This window comes from Myxacorys almedinensis A, from assembly GCF_010091945.1.
Taxonomy (GTDB): Bacteria; Cyanobacteriota; Cyanobacteriia; order Leptolyngbyales; family Leptolyngbyaceae; genus Myxacorys; species Myxacorys almedinensis.
Map to the genome: position 1 here is coordinate 166302 of NZ_WVIE01000003.1, position 15481 is coordinate 181782.

General features: G+C 52.2%; 7 protein-coding genes and 1 pseudogene. 3 read left to right on the top strand and 5 right to left on the bottom strand.

Features of this window, described 5'->3' with window-relative positions; translation table 11 throughout:
• Positions 1-183: 183 nt before the first annotated feature.
• From GS601_RS03610 to rpsT, 4 genes and pseudogenes are all read right to left on the bottom strand, one after another.
• Positions 184-6144 (bottom strand): annotated as a pseudogene (locus GS601_RS03610) (DNA-directed RNA polymerase subunit beta').
• A 155-nt stretch (positions 6145-6299) separates the two neighbouring features.
• Positions 6300-9623 carry a DNA-directed RNA polymerase subunit beta gene (rpoB, locus tag GS601_RS03620; RefSeq protein WP_162421901.1) on the bottom strand — a complete coding sequence of 1108 codons (3324 nt, stop codon included), beginning with the start codon at positions 9621-9623 and terminating at the stop codon, positions 6300-6302.
• Positions 9624-10010: 387 nt separating this feature from the next.
• Positions 10011-10802 (bottom strand): TatD family hydrolase, encoded by a 792-nt coding sequence (locus GS601_RS03625; RefSeq protein WP_162421902.1) that lies wholly within the window; start codon positions 10800-10802, stop codon positions 10011-10013.
• Between the two features lie 67 nt (positions 10803-10869).
• Positions 10870-11169, bottom strand: a complete 300-nt coding sequence (rpsT, locus tag GS601_RS03630; protein WP_162421903.1) for a 30S ribosomal protein S20 — start codon at positions 11167-11169, stop codon at positions 10870-10872.
• 231 nt (positions 11170-11400) lie between these two features.
• Between rpsT and hisD the strand changes: the two genes are divergently transcribed.
• Together hisD and GS601_RS03640 are read left to right on the top strand one after the other, a co-directional pair.
• A complete protein-coding gene (hisD, locus tag GS601_RS03635; RefSeq protein ID WP_162421904.1) occupies positions 11401-12714 on the top strand; it encodes a histidinol dehydrogenase in 1314 nt (437 codons plus the stop codon).
• Between the two features lie 199 nt (positions 12715-12913).
• Complete coding sequence (locus tag GS601_RS03640) at positions 12914-13396, top strand: universal stress protein (protein ID WP_162421905.1); 483 nt, start codon at positions 12914-12916, stop codon at positions 13394-13396.
• 48 nt (positions 13397-13444) lie between these two features.
• On the opposite strand, the gene GS601_RS03645 is transcribed toward GS601_RS03640, so the two are convergent.
• Positions 13445-14221: an ABC transporter permease gene (locus tag GS601_RS03645; protein WP_162421906.1), complete on the bottom strand. Its 777-nt coding sequence runs from the start codon at positions 14219-14221 to the stop codon at positions 13445-13447.
• Positions 14222-14353: 132 nt separating this feature from the next.
• Here GS601_RS03645 and GS601_RS03650 point away from each other — a divergent pair, with 132 nt between their 5' ends.
• Positions 14354-15475, top strand: coding sequence for an aminotransferase class I/II-fold pyridoxal phosphate-dependent enzyme (locus GS601_RS03650; RefSeq protein WP_162421907.1), 1122 nt, complete (start codon positions 14354-14356; stop codon positions 15473-15475).
• Positions 15476-15481 lie beyond the last annotated feature (6 nt).

Consider the following 15481-nt stretch of genomic DNA (forward strand, 5'->3'; position numbering starts at 1 on the left):
GTCATTGAAGAAATGGCAGGGCGACGTTTGACAGAGCGCGCCGCAATCATAGCTCGGTTTTTTAACTGCGATGAACCAGGTTAAGAATACCTACAAAAAACCCTCTCGATTTACGCAAAACCGAGAGGATGTAAAGTAGTTAGTCCTAGCGCGATCGCAGCAACCCTCTAGAGTTATTGGGGCTTACAGATCATCATCGATGCTGTCATCAATTAGATCATCATCGTCATCATCAGCAATCGGCAAAAAGGGCGATGGGGTGACGGGGCTTTCCTCAACGATCGCATCAGTTGGTTCTGTCGCGCCAAAGCTCTCGAAACTAAAGCTTGGACGATCCTCAAAACTATCCAAGCCATAGGTACGAGCGGTGCGATCGTCAAGCACCATTTCCGAAAAATCGGTGTCATCATCAAAGATCGTTGGGTCATACACCGGATCGAGATCGGGGCTACCCACCTCTTCATAAGCATTGAAGCCCGTTCCTGCCGGAATCAGACGACCAATGATCACATTCTCCTTGAGACCGCGCAACCAATCAGACTTGCCCTCGATCGCCGCTTCCGTCAACACACGAGTGGTCTCTTGGAAACTGGCGGCAGAGATAAAGCTATCGGTATTGAGCGATGCTTTCGTAATGCCCAACAGCACCGGCGTATATTGAGCAGGCGCACCCCCCGTGATCGACATAGCCTCATTCACCTGGTCGATCTGGTACAACTCGACCAGTTCTCCAGGCAGCATAGTTGTGTCGCCACCGTCATCAACGCGCCCTTTCGAGGTCATCTGGCGCACCACCACTTCGATGTGCTTATCCGAAATGTCAATCCCTTGAGATTGATACACCGCTTGCACCTCGTTCACCAAAAACATCTGCACTTCCCGCAGGCTAAACAGCGATGCCTCGTGACTGCCCACTTCCTCAGTCTTGGAGAGGAAAAGAACTTCTAGCAACTCGTGAGGATTTGCAGGACCATCGGTAAGCCGCTCCCCTGCCAACACTTTTTGCTCATCAGAAATAATCACGTTTTGCCCAGGACCAAGCGGATACTCGGTGATCAAGCCATCGCGATCGATGACCTTCACCTCAACCGAGTCATCTTCCCCATACACCACTTGCGCGGTTCCGGGTCGTTTTGCCAGCACACAGGCCTCTTTTGGCTTGCGCCCTTCTAAAAGTTCCTCAATTCTCGGCAAACCCTGAATAATGTCGCCAGTCTTGGTGCGCTCAAAAATCAGCAGCACCAAATTGTCGCCCCGTTGCACCAAGTCGCCATCGTCTACGTGCAAAACGGCTCCCGGAGAGACCCGATAAGGGCGGGCAACCCGCAGCGTCACTTCTTTGCCATCTACCTGTAGCACCTGACCCGAATCTTCCAGGGGTTGCTTGGGTGAAAGCTCCATCCCAGCAATCATCAAATCGCCCGGACTGACCGACGGCTCACCTTTAGCAGCGATCGTGACTGTATCTGCCTCCCGCACAACCAAAATGCGGCGAATCGATTCCATGCCCTCGCGAATCCCCTGCACTTCTCCCGCTTCCTTACACTGAATTTCAGTGCGCGCTACCACGGCTCCGGGGGCAATTTGATCCCCATCTTCTACCAAAAGATGAGTTTTAGTGCTGCCCTGAGTGGTGTCGGCGGCAATATCCCGACGAATCACCAGCGATTCTAGAATCACTAACTGCAACCGCTGCATCCCGTCCTCATCGAGGTCAGGCACAACTTCAATATCGGCAGCCAGAGCCGAATCTTGATCAATCTCTAGCACCAACTGAGTCCGCAGCAGATCATGCCCTTCCACAGACTTAACCCGTTCCCCATCTTTGTAGGGCAAACGTTGCACCGCCCGTAGACGAATTGCCCGCCCAGACTCTTCGGCACTCGATTCTTGGCTAGGGATAGATGGCTCATCAGGAACGGTAAATTCCATGACCGGGCGCAGCAAAATCGCCGGACCTTCCGGGGTTTCAACGTACTCCGCATAGCGAAGCTCATCGACGGTCAATCCAGGCATGACTTGCTGCCCTGGGTTAACCAAAACAGCTTCTCCTTTGGTGATCACCTCATCGAGGCTATCGATCATGTGCAAATCGCCCGGCTTAACGACGATTTCCCGCAAGATATCGTTCTTTTGGGTGACTTCGACCACACCATTGCTCTGACAAAAGATGTCTTTTACAACTTCTGTGCCAGTTTCAACATACTGACCGTCTTCAACCATCAGCAAGGAAATGTCTTTGTTAACCTCATGGGCTTCTTCAGGAATCCACAGCAGCGTGCCGCCTTTGGTGACTTCGTACCCCAGCTTGGCTTTCCCTTTTTTGCCAGTCTCTACCCCAGAGTATTTGATAATGCCGCCCGTTGCCGTGTGGTAGCGATCGTCCACCAACTCAGCCACAACCTGCCCACTCACCACTTCTGTGCCGGGGGTTGCCTTGAGCAAGAACACCTGGTTGTTGGTGGTTTCTAAGAAGTACTGATCCCGTCCTTGGTTGCTGTCTACCCGCACTTTGGCTTGGTCGAGCATTACCGATGCTGTGATAATCTCAACTTCCCGCCCCCCTTTGCTGTTTTCGCTGGTCTCAGGCAAACGGACAATGCCACCATTTTCGGTGACGACTTTGGTTTCTGCGATCGTACCGCCTGCCTCAACGCGATCGCCGTTTTTGACGATGGGTTCAGCCCCTGGCGGTAAGTTATACACTTCTCCAGAAAGCACCCACATCAAGCCGCCGCGCTGAGCGATGCGGGTGGTGTTGCCTTGGCGGTCTTTTTTCTCTTCGGGTACCACATCGGCAAACTTTACTTCTCCTGCCAGGTCAGAAGCCACGTCTTTGGCAGCTTTTTCAGTGGTCTTGCGACCGCGCCCGGTCAACGGCACTTCTGCCAAAATTTGTCCTGCTTTGACCTGTTGCCCGTCTTTAACCAGCAGAGTTGCCCCTTGAGCAACGGTAAAGCTTTGCTGTCCCTCCTTGCCATCTAGGGTGATCTTGAGGTCAGAGCCAGCGCTCTCAACGATCAGGGCATCTTCGCCGTGGCGAGTCCGGAGCGGTCGAGTCCTCAACCGTTTCGGGAATTTGAGCGTGCCTGCAAAATTGGCTTTTTCCTGGCGCGCCATTTCTCCAGTAAACACGCCGCCCGTGTGGAACGTTCGCATGGTTAGCTGCGTGCCTGGCTCGCCGATCGACTGCGCGGCAATGATTCCCACCGCTTCGCCAATATCGACCATCTGGTTGTGAGCCAAGCTCCAGCCATAGCAGTGCTGGCAGACCGAGCGTGCTGCCTCGCAGGTCAGCGGCGATCGCACCACCACTTCTTTGACCTTGGCTTTGCCAATTTGCTGCGCGATCGCGTTAGAAATTGCTTCGTTGCGAGCGATGATCACCTCTCCGGTCTCAGGATGCACCACATCAACTGCCACAACTCGTCCTAAGAGACGGTCTTTGAGCGGAATCAAGGTGCGATCGCCATCCATCATCGGGCGCACCGGAATGCCGCGCTCTGTGCCACAATCAACCTCACGGATAATCACATCTTGAGACACGTCCACCAACCGGCGCGTCAGGTATCCAGAGTCCGCCGTTCGCAGGGCAGTATCTACTAGACCTTTGCGCGCCCCATAAGACGAGATGATGTATTCAGTGACGGTCAAGCCTTCTCGGAAGTTGGTTTTAATCGGCAGGTCAATGATTTCTCCCTGCGGATTCGCCATCAGACCCCGCATTCCGACCAACTGGCGCACCTGAGAGATGTTTCCCCGCGCTCCAGAGAACGCCATCATGTAAACAGAGTTCAACGGATCATTCGATTGAAAATGACGCACCACCTCATCTTTAAGATCTTCGCTGGTTCCGTTCCAGGTATCGATCACTTTTTGAAATCGTTCTACTTCCGTGATTTCGCCGCGTGTATATTTTTCTTCAGTTTCGCGAATCGTTTCTTCGGCGGCGTCTAGCAATCTGCGTTTGCTCGGAGGAATTTGCAAGTCATCAACGCTGATCGATACACCTGCTTTTGTGGCATATCGAAATCCCAAGTCTTTGACCAAATCGGCTAACTGAGCCGTCCGTGCGGTTCCATACTGGGTGAACGACCATGAAATCAGGTTGGTCAACTGCTTTTTGTTGATTACCCGATTGCGAAACACTTGCTTGTCTAAACTTTGCTCTGCCATCGGTTGCCCCGCTTCTACCATTTACAATTTAGGAAGTTGAAGTGCGGAGGTGAGAGTGAGACCCAAATCTCATCTCCACCCTCTACACTTGCTCTAGCCCATTACCGCATCAAGAACTGTCTTGTTGTAAATAATGCGTCCTGGCGTTGTTTTGATGTACTGAGAAATGAGATTGCCGTCTTGGTCTTCTCGCACCCGGCGATAGTTGTAGAGTTTGGTCACGATGCCATCGGGCGATCGCGTTTCCTCGATCACGACGTGATCGTCCTCCTCCATCTCAACTTCACCATCAAAGCGCACCCAGACATAGGTATGAAGGTCAACAATCTTCTGCTCATAAGCATTAATAGCGTCATCCAAATTGGTAAAGTAACGCCCTTCTCCTCTCGTCGCTTTTGGGTTTTCGGCGGTGAGATAATAACAGCCCAACACCATATCTTGGCTTGGTGTGATGATCGGACGCCCCGTCGCGGGCGACAGAATATTGTTGGATGCCAGCATCAGCAGTCGGGCTTCTGACTGAGACTCGATCGAAAGCGGCACATGAACTGCCATTTGGTCTCCGTCAAAGTCAGCGTTAAACGCAGGACAGACCAACGGATGTAGTTGAATCGCTCGCCCATCGACTAAAATCGGCTCAAACGCTTGAATACCAAGCCGGTGCAAGGTTGGAGCGCGATTTAGCATCACCGGATGTCCTTCGATCACCTCTTCTAGCACATCCCACACGGTCGGATCGTTGCGCTGAATCAGCTTCTTCGCCGCTTTGATATTGTTCACCAAGCCCTGACGAATCAGCCGGTGAATCACAAACGGTTGGAATAGCTCGATCGCCATTTCCTTAGGCAACCCGCACTGGTGAATCTTGAGCTTAGGACCAACCACAATCACCGATCGACCAGAGTAGTCTACCCGCTTGCCCAACAGGTTTTGGCGGAATCGTCCCTGCTTTCCTTCAATAATGTCAGACAGCGACTTAAGGGGGCGATTATTCGCGCCGACCACTGTCCGACCGCGACGCCCATTATCAATCAGAGCATCGACAGCTTCTTGCAGCATCCGCTTCTCGTTCCGCACGATAATCTCAGGCGCAAGAATCTCCTGCAATCGCGCTAGACGATTGTTGCGGTTGATCACTCGACGGTACAAATCATTTAAGTCAGAGGTCGCAAATCGTCCCCCGTCAAGCTGCACCATTGGACGGAGATCCGGCGGAATCACTGGAATCACATCCAACACCATCCACTCAGGCAGCGACCCGGTAGCAATAAAGTTGTCTAGCACCCGCAACCGCTTGATCAACTTGGCGCGTTTTTGACCTTTAGACACCGCGATTTCCTCACGCAGTCTCTCTGCTTCTTCATCTAAGTTGATGTCCTGCAACAGTTGCTTTAGCGCTTCTGCTCCAATTCCAACTTCGACTCCGGTGAGTTGAGAATCTTCGCTGTAGAGTTCGTCCTCAATTTCAATCCACTGATCTTCGGTCAGCAGTTGCTTGTAGGTCAAGTTCTCAGCATTACCGGCATTGAGCACAACATAGGCGTTGAAGTAGACAATTTGTTCGACATCGCGCAAGGGCATATCCAGCAAAATTGCCATATAGCTAGGGATGCCCTTGAGATACCAAACGTGGGCAACCGGAGCCGCCAGCTTAATAAACCCCATGCGGTGACGCCGAACTCGTGATTCGGTCACTTCTACGCCACAGCGCTCACACACAATGCCCCGGTGACGCACGCGCTTGTATTTGCCGCAATGACATTCCCAATCTTTGGCAGGTCCAAAAATTCGCTCACAAAATAAGCCATCCATCTCAGGCTTGAGCGTGCGGTAGTTGATCGTTTCGGGTTTCGTAACCTCGCCTACAACCTGCCCGTTCGGCAAAGTCCGCTCTCCCCAATGACGAATTCGTTCGGGAGAGGCCAGACCAATTTTTACATAGTCAAACCGTTGCTCTAGCTTTGGCATCGCGTCGTGTCCTTATAGTCCGATTAGCAGCGAAACATAGGAAAGAAGGCAAGGATTAAGGAGGGGGCTTTGGCTGGGTGTGCGAAGCGGAATACCAGTCATGGGCATTCCGTTTCGCCACAGGTTACCCAGAGAACGTTTCCTATCCTGTATTCTTAGTCTTCGTCGTCTTCTAGAGACTCTCTAGAAATCGATTCGTAGGTTGGGCGAGAGGGAGCGCGGCGATTGTTCACATCTGCCATCAGGTCAACTTCCATGTCACTGCTGCTGCCATCGTCTTGGGTATCCACTTTGTGAACCGCAACATCGAGACAGAGAGACTGCAACTCACGCATCAACACTTTGAACGATTCGGGTGTGCCGGGGCGCGGAATGGCTTTGCCTTTTACGATCGCATTTAATGCCTCGTTTCGTCCCTGCATATCATCCGATTTCACCGTCAGCAATTCTTGCAGCGTATAGGCTGCGCCAAATGCTTCTAGTGCCCACACTTCCATTTCCCCAAAACGCTGACCGCCTTGCTGCGCCTTGCCGCCTAGGGGCTGCTGAGTCACCAAAGAGTAAGGACCCGTCGAACGGGCGTGAATCTTGTCGTCCACCAAGTGAACCAGCTTCAGCATGTAGGCTTTACCCACCGTCACCGCGCGATCGAACGGTTCGCCTGTGCGCCCGTCAAACACCTGAATCTTGCCAGCATCGTCAGGGTTGTAGAGCCACTCACCATGGCGACCTTCACTGCTTGCAATCCGAGCATCCCGGCACTCTTGCAGCTTGCCATGTACCGTTTCCCTCGATTTCTGCTCTCCGTGCATCTCATCAAACGGGATGACCTTAAAGCGAGAATTTAGACATTCGGCCGCCCACCCTAGCAAGCACTCGTAGACCTGACCGACGTTCATCCGGCTCGGTACACCCAACGGATTCAACACAATGTCGAGCGGGGTCCCATCCGGTAAGTAAGGCATGTCCTCGATCGGCAGAATCCGGGAAATAATGCCCTTGTTGCCGTGGCGACCTGCCATCTTATCGCCGACTTGGATCTTCCGTTTCTGAGCCACGTAAACGCGGACGACCATGTTAGCACCCGGCGGCAATTCATCGCCTTGCTCACGGGTAAAGACTCGCACATCGACAATGCGACCTTTTTCACCGTTGGGGACGCGCAGCGAGTTGTCTCGCACGTCTCTTGCTTTCTCACCAAAAATGGCACGCAATAGCTTTTCTTCAGGCGGCTGATCCGATTCTCCTTTCGGAGTCACTTTGCCCACAAGAATATCGCCCGACTCAACAAACGCCCCGATCCGAATAATGCCGTTCTCATCGAGTTGCCGCAGCGAATCTTCGCCAACGTTGGGAATTTCACGGGTAATTTCTTCAGGACCAAGCTTCGTTTGACGCGCTTCGATCTCAAATTTTTCAACGTGGATCGAGGTGTAAACGTCGTTATAGACTAGCCGTTCGCTGATGAGAATCGCATCCTCATAGTTGTAGCCTTCCCACGGCATGTACGCCACAAGAATGTTTTGACCGAGGGCAAGCTCACCTCGCTCTGTCGCAGAGCCATCTGCCAAGATTTCTCCCGCCACAACCTTGTCGCCCACAAAAACGATCGGGCGTTGGTTAAGACAAGTATCTTGGTTCGATCGCTGATATTTCTGAAGCGAGTAGCTCAGTTCTTTCCCAGTCTCGGCACTCCGAACCTTGATCGTATTTGCATCGACATAGGTAACTTCCCCATCCGATCGACTCACAATCACCATTCCAGAGTCACGAGCCGCTTGTGCTTCTAAGCCCGTGCCCACTAGTGGGCGCTCTGGGCGCAGCAGAGGAACAGCCTGACGCTGCATGTTTGACCCCATCAGAGCGCGGTTTGCATCATCGTGCTCTAAGAACGGAATCAGCGAGGTGGCTACAGAAATAATCTGTACAGGGGAAACTGCCACGTAATCCACCTCTTCAGGGGAGGCGGTGGTAAAGTCTTGGCGATAGCGAACTGCGATCGATTCTCCCAAGATCTTGTTGTTGTCATCGGTAGTGATGTCGCCTGCTGCCACCCGCAGATCGTCTTCTTCGTCTGCGGTCATGTACATCGGGGCTTGGTCTTTGAGAACACAGCCGTTCTCGACCTTATAAAAGGGCGTTTCGATAAAGCCGTACGCATTCACGCGAGCGTGCGTCGCCAAAGACCCAATCAGACCCGCATTCGGACCTTCAGGCGTTTCGATCGGGCAGATGCGACCGTAGTGAGATGGGTGAATATCTCGAACGGCAAAACCTGCACGTTCACGAGTCAGCCCACCCGGACCTAAAGCACTGATGCGGCGCTTGTGAGTCAATTCGGCAAGCGGGTTTGTCTGATCCATAAACTGGGATAGCTGCGACGATCCAAAGAATTCTTTGATGGCAGCCACAAGCGGTTTCGGATTCACCAACGAGGCAGGGGTCAAAGAATCGGAGTCAGAAACGGTCATTCGCTCCCGAATAATGCGCTCAAGACGGTTTAGACCAACCCGAACCTGGTTTTGCAGCAGTTCACCAACCGATCGCACCCGCCGATTGCCTAGGTGATCGATGTCGTCGATCATGCCAATGTCAAACTCTAGGTTAATCAGATAATCGATCGACGTGAGAATATCTTGTGGAGTTAGAACACGAGTTGCCTCTGCTACGTTGAGCCGAAGCTTTTTATTGAGCTTGTAGCGCCCGACCTTGCCCAAGTCATAGCGCTTGGGATCGAAGAAGCGAGAGTCGAGCAACTGTGCTCCGCCATTCACGGTTGGAGGCTCCCCCGGACGGAGTTTCCGGTATAGCTCTAGCAATGCTTCTTCTTCGCTGTACTGCCCTTCTTTCTCGATCGTTTTCTGAAAATATTCTGGGTGACGCAGCGAGTCAAAAATTTCGTTATCACTCAGCCCTAATGCTTTGAGCAATACCTGAGCCGACAGCTTGCGAGTTTTGTCAATCCTGACCCAAACGAGATCGTTTTTGTCGGTTTCAAACTTCAGCCATGCGCCTCGGTTTGGAATCAGACTGGCATTATAGGTACGGCGTCCGTTCTTATCAGTTTCAGACTTATAGTACACGCCAGGGCTACGAACGATCTGGTTGACGATCACCCGCTCTGCGCCATTGATAATAAAGGTACCGCGCTCGGTCATCAAGGGCAGATCGCCAATGAAGACCTCTTGCTCTTTAATTTCTCCAGTTTCTTTATTGATCAAGCGAGTCGGTACATACATCTGTACCGCGTAGGTGCTATCCCGACGTTTTGCTTCATCGACATCGTATTTCGGGCGCTTCAGCTTATAGTCTTTACCAATAAAGTGAAGCTCTAGCTTTCCGGTGTAATCTGTAATGGGTGAAAAACTATCGAGTTCTTCGATCAAGCCTTCTTGCAGAAACCAACGGAAACTCTCCCGTTGAATTTCAACCAAATCAGGCAGAACAAAGGCGGGGGTGGTGTAGGTCTGCTCAGTCATGCGTCTCCTCTGAAGGGTCACGCGAGAACGCGAATCCCAGATTTTACGGTATTTGCAAAAATATGTCAATGCAAAAAGTTTGGAGTTCCTAATGAATTCCAAATTTACGAAATATTCAGTTTTAGGTAATCAGTAGCCAGGTGAGCCTCCAAAATTTCCAACTGGTTGAGGAAAACAAGGGGAGCCGGGCACGGTTGCCGCTGACACTTGCGAAGCGGATCGCTCTGGAAGATCAAGCTCTGATCGAAATGAAGTTAAAAAGGCGGTTGGCATTCTAAGTCTGGCTGCACTCCTCCTCATTATGGCGCAGAATTTTGATTTGTGTCTTGACGAATCAGGAAATTTGTGTGATCGACCCGTTAAAATTTTAGACCCCAAGGGGCAATTTTAGGGAACAGTGAGCCTGAAAAGAGCACAGGCATTTTGAGTCGTTTGCGCTGCCACCTGTTCTAGTGGAACATCGCGGAGCGTCGCCACCTGCCGAGCAACGTATTGAACGTAGGATGGTTCATTTCGCTTATCACCGCGCTTGGGCACGGGCGATAAGAAGGGACAGTCGGTTTCAATGAGCAAACGATCGCAGGGCACAATCTTTGCAGACTCGTGAATCTGCTTAGCGTTCTTAAACGTCACCGTCCCACTAAAACTGACATACAGCCCTAAATCTAGAAACCACTGAGTTTCTTCCGAGGTGCCGCCCCAACAGTGCATCACCCCCTTTACCGACCCATGATCCTGCCAAGATTGCCGCAGCACGTCTGCCATTGTTTTAGCAGCGTCGCGGCAGTGGATGATCACCGGCAGATCGAGGTGACGTGCGATCGCAAGGTGCGCTTGGAAGGCTTCAATCTGCTGATCTCGATTCTCCGCTTTAAAGAAATCTAACCCCGTTTCGCCAAGGGCAACGACCCGCGAATCTGATTGAGCCAACGCCAAAATTTCCGCCTGGGTAGAATCGGGCGACCACTTGTCCTCCACGTCGAGCGGGTGTAACCCCACAGCAAACGAGAGTTCGGAAAAGCGATCGGCAAGACTCTGAATCGTGGAAAATTCCGACGGCTCGACGCACGAATGCACTAACCGCACCACGCCTGCTTCACGCCAGCGAGCCGCGATCGCGTCTAAATCTGGCTGAAACGCCTCGAAATTAATATGAACGTGGGTGTCGATCAGGTGCATGGGGAACGGGCATCAAGACGCAGAGTGTAGAGATGGGCAAAGCTTGAAACCCAACAGGTCGAAGCATTTAGGAAGCTGATGCTGCCTCATGCTGCTTCAACACCCTTGCCAAACGCGACTTTTTACGAGCGCCATTGTTGCCATGCAATACACCGCGCTTCACGGCTCTATCAATCTTGGAGACAGCGGCAGACAGGGCGGTTTGGGCTTCTTGCATCGCTTCGGGCGACGGCTGAGCGGCATACTGACTCACTGCCGCCAGATACTTTTTGGTCAGTGTGCGGACTGCCGACTTGTATGCCTTGTTACGTAAACGGTTGCGCTCGGCAATCAGGACGCGCTTTTTTGCAGACTTAATATTAGCCACGGTTATCTCAGAGGAATTCTACTTACGGTAGGTGGATACAAAATCGTCAGATAAAATACTATAACATCCAGCGCCATCGATCGCATGATCCCCAAAAAATCCAGGTTAAGCTAGGAAGCACAACTCAATAAAGCTAGATAGAATAGTGATTGCGGGCTAACTCAAGCCACGACTTAAGCCGCTAGAATTCTTCAGACGAGTTCTTTCTCACGACGGACACTGCAAAACTCCATGCTGCGAATCATTACTCAGTGGACTGAGGCGAAAGCCGAACTGCGACGGATTTGCGATCGCACCCATGACGACCAAGTTATGCACAAGGAAGCGACCGTCCGGGAGGTGCTGCAAGCTGTGAAGCGGCAAGGCGATCGGGCACTGCTAGACTACACTTTAGAGTTTGACCAACAACATCTAACGCCCGAAGATTTGCGAGTTGGGGGTGCAGAGCTTGATGCTGCCTATCAGCAGGTGACGCAGGAGTACATCGAAGCCATTCGGCTAGCCAAGCAACAGATTGAAGCCTTTCATCGGCAGCGTGTGCCTAAAAGCTGGGTGCATTTTGGGGAAGACGAGATTGTTTTAGGCAAACGCTATACACCTGTCGACCGGGCTGGGTTGTATGTGCCCGGTGGAAAAGCCGCCTATCCCAGCACTGTATTGATGAACGCAGTTCCGGCTAAAGTGGCTCAGGTTCCAAAAATTGTGATGGTGACGCCGCCCGGAAAAGAAAAAACAATTAGCCCAGCCGTTTTAGTCGCCGCCCAAGAAGCTGGGATTACAGAAATCTACCGAGTCGGCGGAGCGCAGGCAGTGGCAGCCCTTGCCTATGGCACAGAGACAATTCCAAAAGTAGATGTGATCACGGGACCTGGCAATATTTATGTGACCCTGGCAAAAAAATTAGTTTACGGAACGGTAGGAATTGACTCGTTGGCAGGTCCGTCTGAGGTTTTGATTATCGCCGATCATACGGCAGAACCCAGCCATGTGGCGGCAGATCTCTTGGCTCAAGCTGAACATGATGCCATGGCAGCCGCCATCCTAATTACGACTGATGCGATGATCGCCCGTAGTGTTGTTGACGAAGTGGAGCGGCAGTTGGTCGATCACCCCCGGCGGATCTTAACGGAAAAAGCGATCGCCCACTACGGCTTGGTGATCACGGTCGATTCGTTAGAAGCTGCCGCGGAACTATCGAATGAGTTTGCCCCCGAGCACTTAGAACTCGAAGTCGAAGACCCGTGGAGTGTGCTGCAAAATATTCGCCATGCCGGAGCGATTTTCTTGGGTGACTCGACGCCAGAAGCGGTGGGAGACTATTTGGCAGGTCCCAACCACACATTACCCACGTCGGGTTCTGCCCGCTATGCCTCGCCCCTTGGTGTAGAAACCTTTCTAAAACACTCTAGTTTGATCCAGTACTCCCCAACTGCTTTACAAAAAGTAGCCCAGGCGGTTGATACGTTGGCAAGCGCAGAAGGTCTCCATTCTCACGCCTATTCGGTGCGCGTTCGGATGCGCGGCAAGCTGAGTTCAGACGGCTGATGTTGCCTCTCCCAAGTCCTTTTCCTGAACGGGTTGAGAGGGTTGCATCAGTCCTCTCAAATTTTTAGGTGCTGCCAACCGCTTGAACTTTTGAAAGACTGGTGTAGAGTCAAGTCAAGGGTTTAACGGTCAGTGTCTAGGAACGCGAGATGCGATTAGCGCTTCGCGCACCTCCGAAGAAATTGCAAGGAAAATGCACATGCTCAATACGGTTTTGGTGGCTTTGGATATTCGGACAGACGCCGCAATGAGTGCAAAGCGCACCTCCGATGGCACCGCGAAAGACCCGCTCTGCGATCAAGTGCTCAAAGCCTTGGGGCAACTCCAGCTTCAGCAAAATACTAGAGTGGTTTTGGCTCATAGTGTGCCAACCGATGCCAGCGACGTAGACATCAGTGCCGATCGCCCTCATGCCAATGTGGAGAGCTTTCCTTACGCTCAGATTGAGCAGCAACTGCGATCGTATCAAACCCAGTTGCCCTACCAGAGCGAGATTGAAATTGTCAAAGGTGATCCGGCAGAAGAAATGCTGCGTCTGGCAAACATTTACAAAGCGGACTTAATCATTATCGGCAGCCGAGGATTGACGGGAATTCAACGTATTCTTCTTGGTTCGGTGAGTAGTCAGGTTGTGTCAGATGCGCCCTGCTCGGTGTGGGTCGTCAAGCCGACGGAAGGCTAATGCAGCTAGGCGAGTAGAAGTTGCGCCAAAGTGTTGCTGGGGGCGAGGTTAGAGATTGAGCAGTTGGGCAGCGTCGTTAAAAAATTGCCGACAGATGCCGCTGGTGAGCGCGATCGTAACTACTAGGGTTGAAAATGCCAGCATGATCAAAATAATGATTTCTAGCGCGATCGCTGAAACGGGGTCTGCACCGCCCAACAACTGACCGCTGAGCACAGTTGGTAGAGTTGCTAGTCCCACAATGGTCATGGTGTTGAGGGTGGGCAACACGCCAGCGCGAATGGCATCTCGGCGATGGGCTGCGATCGCGTGCGTTGGCGTCGCCCCTAAGCTAAGATGGGTTTCGATTTCAGCCTGGTGGGAGGCAAATGCACTGACCAATCGTTCTCCCGCGATCGTGGCTCCGTTCATCGCATTGCTCAAGACGATCCCACTGAGTGGAATCAAAAACTGCGGGTCATACCACGGCTGCGATCGCACGATCAACAACTGTGTATAGCCGACCGTTAGTGCCGTACTCACCAGTACCGATCCGATCACCCAAGGCAACAGGCGCGGCAGCTTTTGACTAATGCGATTGCGAGTGACGATCGCCGCCACGATCAGCAAAATAGCCACGACAAATAAGATCAACACTGGACTTTGCGGCGGCGCAAACACCACACTCAGCACGTACCCCAGCACGATGAGTTGCAGAACCGCTCGTCCAGTGGCGATCAAAATATTGGGCACGAGTCCGAGGCGTTGCCACCGTGAAAGCGCGATCGCTGCCACCACCAACCCCAGCCCTGCCACCACCGCTCCAATTGCCGTTTCAGCTTGCACAATGCTCTCTCCTTATCTTGCCATCTTGCCAAATCGCCCCATCTTGCCAGATTTTATGTTTGTTGAAACAATGTAGACACTTCCCGGTCTAAAGATTCATTAGATCATCCTAAAGGTACGTGGTGCAACTGAGTGAATACCATTCCCCCTTTTGACCTTTCAGAACAGTTCAAGACCATTGGTTCCGACATCAATCAAGCCGTTTTAGAAGTGCTTGCCTCTGGTCGCTACATCGGCGGCGCAACGGTTGAGAATTTTGAACACCAGTTTGCCACCTACATTGGAAATTCTGAGTGTGTGACCTGCAATTCGGGCACAGATGCTCTTTATCTTGCCCTGCGATCGCTGAACATTGGGGCAGGAGATGAAGTCATCACCTCGCCATTTACCTTTATTGCTACGGCAGAAACGATCAGTGCCGTTGGCGCAACGCCGATTTTTGTGGACATTGATCCGCAGACGTTTACCTTGAATCTCGATCAGGTTGAAACGGCGATGACTCCCAAAACCAAAGCCATTGTGCCGGTGCATCTGTTTGGGCAACCGGTAGACATGACGCGCTTGATGAGCATTGCAGCAACGCATACGATCGCCGTCATTGAGGACTGCGCCCAAGCCACCGGGGCAGAATGGTCTGGTCAAAAAGTCGGCAGCATTGGGCATATTGGCTGTTTTAGCTTCTACCCAACGAAGAATTTAGGGGCTTGTGGTGACGGGGGTGCCATTACAACCAACGATCCTGAGCTTGCCGCAACGATTAAAATGCTTCGCGACCACGGGCGACGCAGGGGTTACTATCACGAAGAACATGGCGTGAATAGTCGATTAGACGCCGTTCAAGCCGCAATTTTGCAGATCAAGCTTCGTCACCTAGATGCCTGGAACGAGCAGCGCTGCCAGATTGCCGATCGCTACCATCGGCTTCTATCCCCGCTTCCTGGCATCGTTCTGCCTCAGCAACTAGCGGGGGGGCAGTCTGTCTGGAATCAGTACACGATTCGTGTTAACGAAACCGAACCGGGTCGGCGGGACGCCATCAAAAGCGCGATCGCACAGCAAGGGGTGATCTCTATGATCTACTATCCGTATCCCCTGCACCAACAGCCGATTTACAAGTCCCTGGGCTATCCCATCGGTCAACTGCCAGAAGTCGATCGCGCGGCGCGGGAAGTGCTCTCCTTGCCGATGTTTCCAGAGCTATCTAACGAACAACAAGACCAAGTTGTTTACAGTTTGAAAGATTCTCTGGGGTAACGTAGC

What these genes read in the sequence shown, in the direction of transcription:
- rpoB (WP_162421901.1), bottom strand. Translation starts at nt 9,623, where the DNA reads ATGACTGAGCAGACCTACACCACCCCCGCCTTTGTTCTGCCTGATTTG.
- GS601_RS03625 (WP_162421902.1), bottom strand. Translation starts at nt 10,802, where the DNA reads ATGCACCTGATCGACACCCACGTTCATATTAATTTCGAGGCGTTTCAG.
- hisD (WP_162421904.1), top strand. Translation starts at nt 11,401, where the DNA reads ATGCTGCGAATCATTACTCAGTGGACTGAGGCGAAAGCCGAACTGCGA.
- GS601_RS03640 (WP_162421905.1), top strand. Translation starts at nt 12,914, where the DNA reads ATGCTCAATACGGTTTTGGTGGCTTTGGATATTCGGACAGACGCCGCA.